Genomic DNA, 13976 nt, shown 5'->3' on the forward strand with positions numbered 1-13976 from the left:
GGTAGAGGCGGGACATCCACATCTTGCCGGCGCCGGTATCGGCGAGCACGATGTCGCGGCGGTCCAGCGCGGTGCGCACATCGCTCTTGATGCCGCGCCGGCGCAGACCGAAGGCGACGTTCTCGAAGATGTCCAGGTGCGGGAAGAGGGCGTAGGACTGGAAGACCGTGTTCACCGGCCTCTTGTAGGGCGGCAGATGGGTGACGTCCTGGTCGCCGAGGTGCACGGTGCCGCTGGTCGGCTCCTCCAGGCCCGCGATCATGCGCAGGGTGGTGGTCTTTCCGCAGCCCGAGGCGCCGAGGAGGGCGAAGAAGGAGCCCTGCGGCACGGTCAGGTCCATCGGCTGCACGGCGGTGAAGCCGTTGTCGTAGGTCTTGCCGATGCCGGTGAGGCGGACGTCGCCGCTGCTGTCTTTCGTCATGGTGTCGTCACGCCCCTGTGAGCTTCGCGAACTTCTGCTGGTAGGCCGTCTCTTCCTTCGAGCTGAGGGCCCGGAAGGCATGGGACTTGGCCTGCATGGCCTTGTCGGGAACGATCAGCGGGTTGCTCGCCGCCCCCTTGTCGATCTTGGCGAGGTACGGCTGCACGCCCGAAACCGGGCTGACGTAGTTGACGTAGGCCGAGAGTTCCGCGGCCGGCTGGGGCTCGTAGTAGAAGTCGATGAGCCGTTCGGCGTTCGTCTTGTGACGCGCCTTGTTGGGGATCATCATGTTGTCGGTCGACGTCATGTAGCCGCTGTCCGGGATGACGTAGGCGACGTCCGGGTTGTCGGCCTGGAGCTGCACGATGTCGCCGCCCCAGGCCACGCAGGCGGCCAGGTCGCCCTTGCTGAGGTCCGAGGTGTAGTCGTTGCCGGTGAAGCGGCGGATCTGCCCCTTGTCGACGGCCTTCTGCAGGCGGGCGATCACCGAGTCGTAGTCGTCGTCGCCGAACTTCCCCGGATCGATGCCCATGTCGAGCATGGTCATGCCGACGGTGTCCCGCATCTCCGTCAGCAGGCCGACCCGGCCCTTGAGCGCGGGGTTGTCGAGCAGGTCGGAGACCGACTTCACCTCGACGCCGTTCAGCGCCTTCTTGTTGAAGGCGACGACGGTCGAGATGCCCTGCCAGGGGTACGAGTAGGCGCGGCCGGGGTCCCAGTCGGGGCTGCGGAACTGGTCCGACAGGTTGGCGAAGGCATGCGGCAGGTTGGACGCGTCCAGCTGCTGGACGTAGCCGAGCCGGATCATCCGGGCGGCCAGCCAGTCGGTGAGGACGATCAGGTCCCGGCCGGTGTCCTGGCCGGCGGCGAGCTGCGGCTGGACCTTGCCGAAGAACTCGTCGTTGTCGTTGATGTCCTCGGTGTACTTGACGGTGATGCCGGTCCGCTTGCGGAACTCGTCCAGCGTGGGGTGGGTCTTCCCGCTGTCGTCCACGTCGATGTACTCGGGCCAGTTGGAGAAGTTGACCACCTTCTCCTTGGCCGAGTGGTCGTCGGCGGAGACTCCGCCCTGGGTCTTGCCGGCCGCGGGGATGCCGCAGGCGCTCAGCGCCCCGACGCCGCCCACCGCGAGCGCGCCGCCCAGGAACGAACGGCGGGCCAGGGCGGCCCGGCCGGTGCGAAGGCTGCGCCGTATCGCGGCCGTTTCGACCGGGGTCGGGCGGTCGGGCTCGTACTGCCTCATGCGCTTGATGCCCTTTCGGGAAGACGGCCGTTCACCGAGCGGCCGGAGGTGTGACTATCGGTCCCCGAAGATCGTGCGGTGCCAGTCCTTCCGAGCCACCGCCGTGTTGTCGAACATTACGTGCTTGACCTGGGTGTACTCCTCGAACGAGTACGCCGACATGTCCTTGCCGAAGCCGGACGCCTTGTAGCCGCCGTGCGGCATCTCGCTGATGATCGGGATGTGGTCGTTGACCCACACACACCCCGCCTTGATCTCACGGGTCGCGCGGTTGGCCCGGTAGACACTGCCGCTCCACGCGGAGGCGGCCAGTCCGTACGGGGTGTCGTTGGCCAGCCGGATGCCCTCATCATCCGTGTCGAACGGGAGGACGACCAGCACAGGACCGAAGATCTCGGCCTGGACGATCTCGCTGTCCTGCGGCGCGTCGGCGACGAGGGTGGGCCGGTAGTAGGCGCCGCTCCTGAGCTCGTCCTGCGGTGGCTCGCCGCCGGTCACCACGCGCGCGTAGCCGCGCGCCCGCTCCACGAAGGCGGCGACCCGGTCCCGCTGGGCGTGCGAGATCAGCGGCCCGAGGTCGGTACCGGGAGCGAACGGGTCGCCGAGCCGGACGGTCTCCATCAGCGCGGCCGTCCGCTCCACGAAGGCGTCGTAGAGCGGCCGCTGCACGTAGGCGCGCGTGGCCGCCGTGCAGTCCTGCCCGGTGTTGATGAGGGACCCGGCCACCGCCCCGTGGACGGCCGCCTCCAGATCGGCGTCGTCGAAGACCACGAAGGGCGCCTTGCCGCCCAGCTCCAGGTGGAGCCGCTTGACGGTCGCCGTGGCGATCTCGGCGACCCGCTTCCCGACGCCGGTGGAGCCGGTGAAGGAGGTCATGGCGACGTCGGGGTGCCCGACGAGGTGCTCACCGGCCTCCTTGCCGGTGCCGGTGACGATGTTGACGACACCGTCGGGGATCCCGGCGAGGGTGGCGGCCTCGGCGAAGAGCAGCGAGGTGAGCGGGGTGAGCTCGGCCGGCTTGAGCACGACGGTGTTGCCGGCGGCGATCGCCGGGAGGATCTTCCAGGCGGCCATCTGGAGCGGATAGTTCCAGGGTGCGATCGACCCGACGACCCCGATGGCCTCACGGCGGATGTACGACGTGTGGTCGCCCGAGTACTCCGCCGCCGCCTGCCCCTGGAGGTGCCGGGCGGCGCCCGCGAAGAACGCGGTGTTGTCGATGGTCCCCGGCACGTCGAACTCGCGCGTCAGCTTCAGCGGCTTGCCGCACTGGAGCGACTCGGCCCGGGCGAACTCCTCGGCGCGGTCGGCGAGCACGGCGGCGAACCGGTGCAGCGCGTCGGACCGCTCGCCGGGGGTCGCCCCCGCCCAGCCGGGGAAGGCGTCCCGTGCGGCGGCGACCGCCGCGTCCACGTCCGCCGTGCCTGCCAGCTCGTAGGTGTACACGTCCGCGCCGGTGGCCGGGTCCACGACGGCGTGCGTACGGCCCGACGTGCCCTTGGCGAACCGTCCCGCGATGTACTGCGCGCCGCCGGCGAGCCGCTCCTGCGCGGGGAAGGTCTCCGGGGTGGCGGTGCCCGGGTTGTCCATGTCGCTTCTCCTCCGCCGTGCGCCCGCCCCGAGAGGCGGGTGGCGTAGCTCCAGCTCGATTTGACTGCCGATCCTGACAGAGCAAGGGGAGTCCAACAAGTGATTCCGTTGTTGCCTTTTGGTTACGCGACGGAATCTGTCGACCAGGTGTCGAGTGGGAACGGAAAAGGGAGGACGGAGTGTCAGTGGTGCCTGCCAGACTGGCGTGCATGGCGAAGATCGATTCTGTGGAGGCCCTGATCAGGGCGGTCCGGGCGGGGGCCAGGATCAAGTACCTGCACTTCTGGGGGCACCGGCCGCGACCGGACGGCCGGGTCTCGGCGAGCTGTCTGAGCCAGTGGTGGCCGTCACCCTTCGTGGTCGGCGGTGTCGAGTACGCGACCGCCGAGCACTGGATGATGGCGGCCAAGGCGAGGCTTTTCGCGGACGCGGAGGCGGAGCGCCGGGTGCTGGCGGCCGCGCATCCCGCCGAGGCGAAGAAGGCCGGCCGACTGGTCCGGGGCTTCGACGAGGCGGCCTGGCAGCGGGAGCGCCTGGGGATCGTGACCGAGGGCAGCGTGCACAAGTTCGCGGCCGACGCCGGACTGCGGGACTTCCTGCTGGGCACGGGCGACCGTGTCCTGGTGGAGGCGAGCCCGGTGGACCGGGTGTGGGGGATCGGGCTGGCGGCGACGGATGCGGGGGCGGAAGACCCGGAGCGCTGGAAGGGGGCGAACCTTCTGGGGTTCGCGCTGATGGAGGCGAGAGAGCGGCTGCTGACGGGCGGAACCGGTCCCGCCTGAGGGGCGCGGGGCTGTATCTGTGTGCCGCTCCGCCGCGCGGGCGCGACCGGTCCCCGCCGCCCCCGCACCCCGACCGCTGCCTAGTGGTGCGTCCCGGCGAAGACGATCAGTGCGATGAACGCGGCGGCCAGCACCAGCCCCGCCGACCCGCAGATGATCCCCGCGAGCGCCTGCCCGGGGTTCGTGGCCTCTCCCCGCCTGACCCGCGCCCGCCCGAGGATGCCGAGGACGATCGCCAGCACCCCGGTCACCAGTGCGACCGGCGCCAGACAGAACCCGATGGCACTGATGATCCCGGTGACCATGGCGGCCGTGCCCATCCCGTTGTCGGGCGCGGCCTGCATACCGGGCCAGCCGCCGTACCCTCCGGGCCCACCCGGATACGACGGCAGCGGCGGCCCGGGATACCCGTAGCCCGGGCCCGCGGGCACCGGGCCGAAAGCCGGCGCGCCGGGGTAGCCGTACGGCACCTGCCCGGGCCCGTCAGGGGCTATGGGCGGCGGAGGCACGGCCGCGCCGAGCGGAGGGGCCGGCGGCGCACTGGGATGCGGGGCGGCGTGGGCGACGGGCGCCGCGAAGGGGTTGGTGGCGGACACCGGAGGGGTGGGGGACGGCGGGGCGAAGGGGTTGGGGGGCGGGGCGGTCGGTGCGGCGAAGGGATTGGCCCCCTGCTGAGGCGTCGGGGCGAGCGGAGGCTGGGTGTCCGGTGGTGCGGCGACCGTCCGCTGGTCGTGGACCGACGGTGCCGGTGCCCCCGGGGTGTCCGGCCCGATGGACAGCACCGTCCCACCGGGGCCGCCCGTGGGCGCGGGGGCGGCCCATCGCCGCGAGGCGTCGCCGGTCACCGCGTCGTCCGCCGCCTGCCCGGCCCGCTCCGCCGCTTCCGCGCCCTTGTCCAGCCTTATCCTCGGAGCCTCAGGCGCCTCGTCAGCCATCTGTCGATGTCCCCTCTCCCGCACGCGTGCCGCCCGTCATGCTAAGGCCCGGTCATGGCGAACGCCGGTCCGGCCTACGATGACCCCGAACCACTGATCAGCCGATCACCGCGCAGGGAGCCGGCTCACGGCCGTACCGCCGCCGCAGGCGGCCCCCCGCGCCGTTCCGGGGAGGAACCCTTGACCGACCGCCACGCCGAACCCGCCGCCTTGCGCGACCTGCACGCCTTCGTGGCCGGACTGCCCAAGGCCGAACTGCACGTCCACCACGTCGGCTCCGCCTCCCCCCGCATCGTGTCGGAACTGGCCGCCCGGCACCCCGACTCCAAGGTGCCCACCGATCCCGAGGCGCTGGTCGACTACTTCACGTTCACGGACTTCGCGCACTTCATCGACGTCTACCTGTCGGTCGTCGACCTGATCCGCACCCCCGAGGACGTCCGCCTGCTCACCTACGAGGTGGGCCGCGAACTGGCCCGCCAGCAGGTGCGCTACGCGGAGCTGACGATCACCCCGTTCTCGTCCACCCGGCGCGGCATCGACGCGCGGGCCTTCATGGACGCGATCGAGGACGCGCGCAAGGCGGCCGAGGCCGAGTTCGGGACCGTGCTGCGCTGGTGCTTCGACATTCCCGGCGAGGCGGGTCTGGAGGCCGCCGAGGAGACGGTACGGCTCGCCACCGACGACCGGCTCCGCCCGGAGGGCCTGGTCTCGTTCGGTCTCGGCGGTCCCGAGATCGGGGTGCCCCGGCCGCAGTTCAAGCCGTACTTCGACCAGGCGGTCGCGGCCGGTCTGCACTCCGTCCCGCACGCCGGTGAGACCACCGGTCCCGGAACGGTCTGGGACTCCCTGGTCGAACTGCACGCCGAGCGCATCGGCCACGGCACCAGTTCCGCGCAGGACCCGAAGCTCCTCGCGCACCTCGCCGAGCACCGGATCGCGCTGGAGGTGTGCCCGACCTCCAACATCGCCACGCGTGCGGTCCGCACCCTCGAAGAGCACCCGATCAGGGCCTTCGTGGACGCCGGTGTCCTGGTCACGGTCAACTCCGACGACCCGCCGATGTTCGGCACCGATCTGAACAACGAGTACGTCGTCGCCGCCCGCCTCCTCGGCCTGGACGAGAACGGCATCGCCGACCTCGCCAAGAACGCGGTGGAGGCGTCCTTCCTGGACCGGCCGGGCAAGGCGAGGATCTCGGCCGAGATCGACGCGTACACGAAGGCGTGGCTCGCCCCCTGACGAACCACTGCCGAATCGCCCACCGGCTCACCGACCGGACCGCGACCGACCCCCGGCGGTCTCCTGGCGGGCCCTGAGAGCATGGGCTCATGCAGACCGTGACCGCCGTGGCCCATCGCGGCGACCCCTACCGTTTCCGTGAGAACACGCTCGACTCGCTGCGTTCCGCGCTCCGCCGGGGCGCGGACGCGGTGGAGATCGACGTACGCCTCACCCGTGACGGCGTCCCCGTCCTCCTGCACGACGCCACGCTCAAGCGGCTGTGGGCACACGACCGCCCGCTGAACGCCCTGTCGGCCGACGAGGTTCGCGGTCTCACGGCGGGCGGCGTCCCGACCCTCGCCGAGGCACTGGCGGCCACGGAGGGCGGCCGGGTGATGATCGACCTGCCCGGGGACCCGAGCGAGCGGGCGGTGGCCAGGATCGTGGCCGTGGCCCGGGAGTGCGGTGCGACGGACCGCGTCTACTACACGGGGGCCGCGCCGGCGATGCTGGCGGTGCGCGCGGCGGACACGGCGGCGGAGATCGCGCTGACCCGCACGACGCTGGCCCCGGCCCGCCCCGCGCTCCTGGCCGCGATCCGCCCCCGGTACCTCAACTACCGCTTCACCCTGCTCGACCACGCCCTGACGGAACACGTCCACCGCACGGGCCACCTGGTCTCCTGCTGGACCCCGGACACCCGCCGCTCCCTGCGCCGCTTGCTGGACATGAACGTCGACTCGATCACGACCAACAGAGTGGACCTTCTCGACGCCCTGCGCACGGACGCGCCCCTCCAAGGACGCGGGCCCGTATCCGGCACACCCGGCCCAGGGCTGCGCTAGACCCGCGACCGCTGCGGCACCGTTCCGGGATCGGCCGGCGTCGCCCGCGTCAGGTACTGCGGGACCGGCGCCGCATCGGTTCCGTCGTCCCGCACCAGCCCGTACCAGCACGGTCAGTTCCGCGAAGTCGGCGGTGCCGTCCGGGACCCCCTCGTCCAGCTTCCGCTCCGGGACACCCGCTTCCCCGGCGTCGACCCGCAGCGCGGTCGTCGCCGCGACCCGCGACCTGAGCCGGACCCTCGTCGACTCGGCCGGCTCGACCGACGCGAAGGCGAGGAGCCGAGTGAGCAGGCCCACTCTCCCGGGACGGCGCTTGCGGGCGTAGCATGTGAACGAAACTGTTTCGTTCAGGGAACGGACCTCGCATGGAACCTCGCGTGGAACCCCGCAGGGACAAGACCGTCTCCGTACTCGTCGTCAACGACCAGTCACTCCAGCGCCTCGCCCTGCGCATGCTGCTGACCGCAGAGCCGGGCCTGACGGTCGTCGGGGAGGCGGCGGACGGGGACGAGGCGATCCGTGCGAGCGCCGCGCTCCGTCCCGACGTCGTCGTGATGGACAGCAGGCTGTCCCGGGCGGACGCCATCGACACCATCCGGCGCGTCACCCGCCCGGCCGGCCACACCCGCACCCCGGGGCTCCGCGGCGAGGAGCCGTTCGCCACCCGGGTGCTGGTGCTCACCGCGGCCGACCGGGAGCCCGACGCCTGGGCGGCGCTGCGGGCGGGGGCCGCCGGCTTCCTGCTCGACGACGCCGACCCGGCCGAACTGACCGCTGCCATCAGAGTGGTGGCCACCGGGGACGCCGTCATCACGCCCGGGCTGACCCGCGCGCTCATCGACGCCGTCCGCCAGCAGCACACCGTCCGCCCGCTCCCCCGCACGTCGGGGATCGGCACCCTCACCCAGCGCGAACGCGACGTCCTGATCGCCGTGGCCTCCGGCTGGACCAACGCCGAGATCGCGCAGTGGCTGTCCATCGCCCCGACCACCGTGAAGACCCACGTCAGCAACGTCCTGGGGAAGATCGGCGCCCGCGCCCGGGTACAGGCGGTGACCTTCGCCTACGAGTCGGGCCTGATCCGCCCGGCGGCCTGAGGGCGGGACGGCGGCCCGCTGGGCCACTGACCCGCTGCGCCCGGGGAACCCGTCGGTGGACCGTCGCACACGCAGGTGGGCCGCCATGCATGCCGGTGGTTCATGGACTACTGCCGTTCCAGGCATTGGACGTATGCGTTCCCGGCGGCCGAGGCTTGTGGACGGCACGGATTCGCCGGAAGTGACAAGGAGCCGAGCATGACCACCCAGTGGAACGCCGACGAAGGGCGCATCGAGACCACCGCCCGTGGACGCGCCGTACTCTCCCAGCCCCGCCTCAACCGGGGCACCGCCTTCACCCCCGAGGAGCGGCGGAGGCTGGGCCTGGTGGGGCTGGTGCCGCCCGCGGTGCTGACCCTGGAGCAGCAGGCAGAGCGGGCGTACCAGCAGTACGCGGCGCAGCCGACGGACCTGGCCAAGAACGTCAATCTCACCGCCCTGCACGACCGCAACCAGGTGCTCTTCTACCGGCTGCTGGGCGATCACCTCGAAGAGATGCTGCCGATCGTCTACACCCCGACCGTCGGCAGGGCGATCCAGCGCTACAGCTACGAGTACCGGCGCCCGGCCGGCGTGTACCTGTCGGTGCACGCGCCGGAGGAGATCGAGGGCGCGCTCACCGCCTCCGGCCTCGGCCCGGACGACGTCGACCTGATCGTCGCCACCGACGGCGAGGCGATCCTCGGCATCGGCGACTGGGGGGTGGGCGGCATCGACATCTCGGTGGGCAAGCTCGCGGTGTACACGGCCGCCGCCGGCATCGACCCGAACCGCACCCTGGCGGTCATGCTGGACGTCGGCACCAACCGCCAGGAGCTCCTGGAGAGCCCCCTCTACCTCGGCAACCGGCATCCGCGCGTGGACCGGGAGACGTACGACGCCTTCATCGACGCCTACGTCACCACCGCCCGCCGCCTCTTCCCGGACGCCCTGCTGCACTGGGAGGACTTCGGTCCCGCCAACGCCCGCCGCATCCTGGACCGTTACCGCCCGCAGGAGTTCACCTTCAACGACGACGTCCAGGGCACCGGCGCCGTCAACCTCGCCGCCGTGCTCTCCGGTGTGAAGGCCAGCGGCACTCCGCTGCGCGAACACCGTGCGGTGGTCTTCGGCGCGGGCACCGCCGGCATCGGGATCGCCGACCAGCTGCGGGACGCCATGGTCGCCGACGGGCTGACCGCCGACGAGGCCGGCGCCCGCATCTTCGCCGTCGACCGGTACGGCCTGCTCACCGAGGACCAGGACGACCTGCGCGACTTCCAGACCCGCTACGCCCGCCCGGCCGCCGAGGTCGCCGACTGGCACCGGGACGAGAAGGTGGGCGGCATCGCGCTGGCCGAGGTCGTCGAGCGGGTCCGGCCGACGGTGCTGATCGGCACCTCCGGGCAGGGCGGCGCCTTCACGGAGGACATCGTCCGTGCGATGGCCGCGCACGCCGAGCGCCCGATCATCCTGCCGATGTCCAACCCGACGGACCTGGCCGAGGCGGTCCCCGCCGACCTGCTGGCCTGGACGGACGGGCGTGCGCTGATCGCCACCGGCAGCCCGTTCCGGCCGGTCGAACAGGACGGGGTCGTGTACCGGATCGGGCAGGCCAACAACGCGCTGGTCTTCCCCGGCCTCGGGCTCGGTTCGATCGTCGCCCGGGCCACCCGGGTCACCGACGGGATGCTGGTCGCCGCCGCGCACGCCGTCGCGGACCAGACGCGGACCGACGGCCCGGGGGCGGCGATCCTGCCCCTCACCGACCAGCTGCGTGAGACGTCGGTGGCCGTCGCGGTGGCGGTGGCCCGCGCGGCGGACGCCGACGGGGTGGCCCGTGCGACGGTGGACGCCACGATCGAGGACCGGGTCAGGGCGGCCATGTGGCAGCCGGTGTACCCGCCGGTCGAGGCGGTCTGAGAGGCCCGGCCGGTCACGAGTCAACGGTCGGGGCCGGTCACTAGTCATCCGTCACGGCCGGTCATGCGTCCGGCACCTGGACGGGTCGCATCCCGTGCGGCGGAGAATGGGACGATGGATCTTGAGGTACTGCGCTCCTTCCGGGCCGTGGCCGAGGGTGTGACGGTCACCGAGGCCGCGGCCGACGCCCACATCACCCAGCCCGCCCTCTCCCGGGCGCTGCGCAGGCTGGAGAGCGAGGTCGGCGCGGAACTCTTCCAGCGCGTCGGCCGGGTCCTGCGACTCACCCCGGCGGGGCGGGTGTTCAAGGAGTACGTCGACTCCGTGCTGGACGGCTACGACCGGGGCCGGCGGGCCGTGGCCGAGATCGTCGACCCGGACACCGGCGTGGTCTCCCTGGCCTTTCTGCACACCCTGGGCACCTGGCTGGTACCGAGGCTGGTCACCGGGTTCCGGCAGCGGTTCGCCGCCGTCCGGTTCGAACTGCACCAGGCCGACGAGAACGGGCTCGCCCAGCACCTCCTGGACGCCACCGCCGACCTGATCATCACCGGCAAGGACCCGCACCACCCGCTCATCACCTGGCGCCGACTGCTGGTCGAGCCCCTGTGGCTGGCGGTCCCGGCCCGGCACCGGCTCGCGCAGCGCCGACGCGTCCGGCTCGCCGAGGTGGCGGCGGAGCAGTTCATCGTGCTCAAGCCCGGCTACGGCCTGCGCAGCGTCACCGAGTCCCTGTGCCGGCAGGCCGGGTTCGCTCCGCTGGTCGGTTTCGAGGGCGAGGAGGTGGAGACGCTGCGCGGGCTGGTCGCGGCCGGGCTCGGGGTCTCCCTGATCCCGGCCGCGCCGGACGCCGCGGCGGCCCCGGAGACCAACCCGGACCTCCCCATCCGCTACCTCGTCCTCACCGACGTACGCGCCGCCCGCGACATCGGCATCGCCTCCCTGACCTCCCGCACCCTGCCCCCGGCGGCCCGCCGCTTCGTCGACCACGCGCTGCACACGACGGCCGCGGTGAAGGAAAAATGATGGTTTTGATGATGGCCAATTGATTGGTTCGGGGGTTCCGGTGACCGTCCTCGCGGACCTAGCGTTACGGGCACGTGAACGGCCTCGCCGTTGGACCACCCCGACCGGAACCACCGAAAGGCCACGGCATGAGCACCCCTTCCCTGAACCGGATCGCCGGCGCGCCCATCTCCTGGGGCGTGTGCGAAGTACCCGGCTGGGGCCACCAGTTGACCCCCGAGCGGGTGCTGAAGGAGATGCGCGAGGTCGGTCTGGCGGCCACCGAGTTCGGGCCCGACGGCTTCCTGCCCGCGGCCCCCGACGCGATGGCCAAGGTCCTCGCCGACCACGACCTGCACGCGGTGGGCGGCTTCACCCCGCTGCTGCTGCATGTGCCCGGACACGACCCGCTACCCGAGGCGGAGCAGCTCCTGGAGGGTTACGCCGCCTCCCACGCCGAGGTCCTCGTCCTGTCGGCCATCACCGGCCAGGACGGCTACGACTCCCGCCCCGAACTCGACGCCGAGGGCTGGCGGCTGCTGCTGTCCAACCTCGACCGACTGACCGCGCTGGCCGCGGAGCGCGGCGTGCGGGCCGTACTGCACCCGCACGTCGGCACGATGATCGAGAACGGCGACGAGGTCCGCCGGGTCCTGGAGGACTCGGCGATCTCGCTCTGCCTCGACACCGGTCACCTCCTCATCGGCGGCACCGATCCCGCCGAGCTGACCCGGCAGGCACCCGAGCGGATCGCCCACACCCACATGAAGGACGTGGACGCCGCCCTCGCCGCCAAGGTCCAGTCCGGCCGCCTCAGCTACACCGACGCGGTCCGCGCGGGCATGTACCGGCCGCTGGGCGCCGGTGACGTCGACGTCGAGGCCATCGTCGGCCACCTCGCCGCCCGCGGCTACGACGGCTGGTACGTGCTGGAGCAGGACACCATCCTCACCGAGGAGCCCAGGGAGAAGGGCCCGGTCGAGGACGTGTGGGCGAGCGCCGAACACCTGCGCTCGGTACTGCGCGGCACCGCCGCCTGAGTACGTCCCGCCCGCGGTGCCCGCCCTGCACCCGGCCGCCGTCGGACGGCCGGCCGCGGCGGGCGTCCCCGTCGTCACCCTGGTGACCGACCTGCCGCGCAGCGCCCGCCTGGCCTACGTCGGCATCGACAACCGCGCGGCCGGCGCCACCGCCGCCGCCTACCTGCTGGAACAGTGGCTCGGTGGGCTTTCGCAGCGCGATGCGCCTGGACGCGCCCGGGCGGGGCCTGGTGGAGGTCACGACAGTGAGGTCCTGGACGCCACCCAGCGCGACCTGGTGCCGGCGGCCCTCGAACGGGACCTGGACATCACGGCCGTCTACTCTTTGGGCGGCGGCAACCTCGCGACCCTGGACGCCTTCGACGCCCGGGGCCGGACCTGCGCGGTGGACGTCCGGCGCGCCTGCCAGACCGTCATGCGTGCCCACAGGGCCCTGCCGCCGGACGACGGCCCGGCCCTCCCCTCGGCGATCCAGATGGTCACCCCGCTCAACCTGCCGCCCGAGGTGACGGCGGCGCCGGCCGTACTGAGCACCGCCGCGCCGACCGTGAGACGGCCCCGCCGAAGCGTCCGCGAGTTCGCCGGCCACCGCCCTGTCCCGGTCGAGTCGTCCAGGGCGCAGACCGCACGTGCAGCGGCGCGGGGTCCGGCACGGCAGCGTGCCGCGGAGGCTCGACCGGTACCGACGCGGGCGGCGGCGGGCGGCGAAGGGATGGCGGGCCGTCGCGGTGGGTGCGGCGGGCATAGGTGCGTGGCAGTGACCTGAGGGTCAGATCAGGCTGCGGATCGCCTTCTCGAAGCCCTCCACGTGCCCCTCGGCCAGCGCCGCCGCCTTCTCGGCGTCTCCGTCGATGACGGCACGCAGCAGGGGGCCGTGTTCCTGTACGTGTCCCGCCAGGCCCGGCAGGCGGTCGAGGAACAGGCACCAGATGCGGGTGGCCAGGTTGTCGTACCTGACCAGCGTGTCCTCGAGGTAGGGATTGCGGGTCGCGGCGTAGATGGCGCGGTGCAGGGTCATGTCGAGCCGGATCAGGTCGGCGCCGGCGCCGGACGCGTCCGCCAGCCGGGCCAGCAACCGTTCCAGAGCGGCGCGGTCGGCCTCGCCGGCGCGCCGGGCCGCAAGGTCGGCGGCGAGGGGCTCCAGCCGCCTGCGGACCTCCGAGATGTACCCGAGGTCGGCGATGTGCACCTCGGTGGCGAAGGTTCCGCGTCGGGGGTACGCGACGATCAGCCGCTCGTGTTCGAGACGCTTCAGGGCCTCGCGCACCGGCGTGCGCCCGAAGCCGAGTTCGGCGGCGATCCGCTCGTCGTTGATGGGCTCACCCGGACGGATCTGGAGCGTCACGAGCCGGTCCGAGATGGCGCGATAGGCCTGATCGGCCAGCGTTCCGACGCCCTGCCCGACCCCCTGCCCGACGCCGTCCCCGGTGCCCTGAGTCACGCGCAGCCCTCCCTTGACGCGAGCCGATCCGTCCTCTTAGCGTATCGCAACAGCAGCTTGATATATCAGTCGCCTTCCAGTCGGTCTCCAGGTCCTCAGGTCTTCAGGGAGTTCTCATGACTGCCCACGCCCCCGACCAGCAAGCGGCCCGTACCGCGGTGCTCACCGCCCCGCTCGACGACTTCGACCCCGAGATCGCGACGGCGGTCGACGCCGAGCTGGCCCGGCAGCGCGGCACCCTGGAGATGATCGCGAGCGAGAACTTCGCACCGCTCGCGGTCATGCAGGCCCAGGGCTCGGTGCTGACCAACAAGTACGCCGAGGGCTACCCCGGCCGCCGCTACTACGGTGGCTGCGAGCACGTCGACGAGGTCGAGCAGATCGCGATCGACCGGATCAAGGCGCTCTTCGGCGCCGAGGCCGCGAACGGCGAGGTTGGCACCCTTGCCGA

At 72.1% G+C, this 13976-nt stretch carries 12 protein-coding genes and 2 pseudogenes; 9 read left to right on the plus strand and 5 right to left on the minus strand.

The annotated features are described in order from the left end of the window. From ABZ646_RS24425 to ABZ646_RS24435, 3 genes are all read right to left on the minus strand, one after another. A partial coding sequence (locus ABZ646_RS24425) for an ATP-binding cassette domain-containing protein (RefSeq protein ID WP_360522643.1) occupies positions 1 to 421 on the minus strand: 421 nt, incomplete at its 3' end. 7 nt (positions 422 to 428) lie between these two features. Then, positions 429 to 1664, minus strand: a complete 1236-nt coding sequence (locus ABZ646_RS24430; RefSeq protein ID WP_360522646.1) for a spermidine/putrescine ABC transporter substrate-binding protein — start codon at positions 1662 to 1664, stop codon at positions 429 to 431. Between the two features lie 54 nt (positions 1665 to 1718). Next, a complete protein-coding gene (locus ABZ646_RS24435) occupies positions 1719 to 3254 on the minus strand; it encodes a gamma-aminobutyraldehyde dehydrogenase (protein ID WP_360522649.1) in 1536 nt (511 codons plus the stop codon). A 209-nt stretch (positions 3255 to 3463) separates the two neighbouring features. On the opposite strand from ABZ646_RS24435, the gene ABZ646_RS24440 reads away from it, so the two are divergent. Next, positions 3464 to 4036, plus strand: coding sequence for an NADAR family protein (locus tag ABZ646_RS24440; protein ID WP_360522652.1), 573 nt, complete (start codon positions 3464 to 3466; stop codon positions 4034 to 4036). 80 nt (positions 4037 to 4116) lie between these two features. Here ABZ646_RS24440 and ABZ646_RS24445 read toward each other — a convergent pair whose 3' ends face one another. Next, a complete protein-coding gene (locus ABZ646_RS24445) occupies positions 4117 to 4971 on the minus strand; it encodes a DUF4190 domain-containing protein (RefSeq protein ID WP_360522655.1) in 855 nt (284 codons plus the stop codon). Between the two features lie 54 nt (positions 4972 to 5025). Between ABZ646_RS24445 and ABZ646_RS24450 the strand changes: the two genes are divergently transcribed. The 7 genes and pseudogenes from ABZ646_RS24450 to ABZ646_RS24480 form a co-directional block, all read left to right on the plus strand. After that, positions 5026 to 6213: an adenosine deaminase gene (locus tag ABZ646_RS24450; protein ID WP_360522658.1), complete on the plus strand. Its 1188-nt coding sequence runs from the start codon at positions 5026 to 5028 to the stop codon at positions 6211 to 6213. Between the two features lie 89 nt (positions 6214 to 6302). Next, positions 6303 to 7040, plus strand: a complete 738-nt coding sequence (locus tag ABZ646_RS24455; protein WP_360522661.1) for a glycerophosphodiester phosphodiesterase — start codon at positions 6303 to 6305, stop codon at positions 7038 to 7040. 377 nt (positions 7041 to 7417) lie between these two features. Continuing rightward, positions 7418 to 8137 (plus strand): response regulator transcription factor, encoded by a 720-nt coding sequence (locus ABZ646_RS24460; RefSeq protein WP_360522664.1) that lies wholly within the window; start codon positions 7418 to 7420, stop codon positions 8135 to 8137. Between the two features lie 198 nt (positions 8138 to 8335). Next, the gene (locus ABZ646_RS24465; RefSeq protein WP_360522667.1) at positions 8336 to 10039 is read left to right on the plus strand and encodes an NAD-dependent malic enzyme; all 1704 of its coding nucleotides are present in this window, start codon (positions 8336 to 8338) and stop codon (positions 10037 to 10039) included. Positions 10040 to 10153: 114 nt separating this feature from the next. Continuing rightward, positions 10154 to 11065: a LysR family transcriptional regulator gene (locus tag ABZ646_RS24470; RefSeq protein ID WP_360522670.1), complete on the plus strand. Its 912-nt coding sequence runs from the start codon at positions 10154 to 10156 to the stop codon at positions 11063 to 11065. 128 nt (positions 11066 to 11193) lie between these two features. Beyond that, on the plus strand, positions 11194 to 12084 hold the full coding sequence (locus tag ABZ646_RS24475) for a sugar phosphate isomerase/epimerase (protein WP_360522672.1): 891 nt from the start codon (positions 11194 to 11196) through the stop codon (positions 12082 to 12084). A gap of 34 nt (positions 12085 to 12118) precedes the next feature. After that, positions 12119 to 12586, plus strand: a pseudogene (locus ABZ646_RS24480) (substrate-binding domain-containing protein); the annotation flags it as partial. Positions 12587 to 12853: 267 nt separating this feature from the next. Here ABZ646_RS24480 and ABZ646_RS24485 read toward each other — a convergent pair. Then, the gene (locus ABZ646_RS24485; RefSeq protein ID WP_360522675.1) at positions 12854 to 13525 is read right to left on the minus strand and encodes a GntR family transcriptional regulator; all 672 of its coding nucleotides are present in this window, start codon (positions 13523 to 13525) and stop codon (positions 12854 to 12856) included. A 116-nt stretch (positions 13526 to 13641) separates the two neighbouring features. Here ABZ646_RS24485 and ABZ646_RS24490 point away from each other — a divergent pair. Continuing rightward, positions 13642 to 13976 (plus strand): annotated as a pseudogene (locus tag ABZ646_RS24490) (serine hydroxymethyltransferase); the annotation flags it as partial.

The sequence above is a fragment of the Streptomyces sp. NPDC007162 genome (assembly GCF_040634175.1).
Lineage (GTDB): Bacteria > Actinomycetota > Actinomycetes > Streptomycetales > Streptomycetaceae > Streptomyces.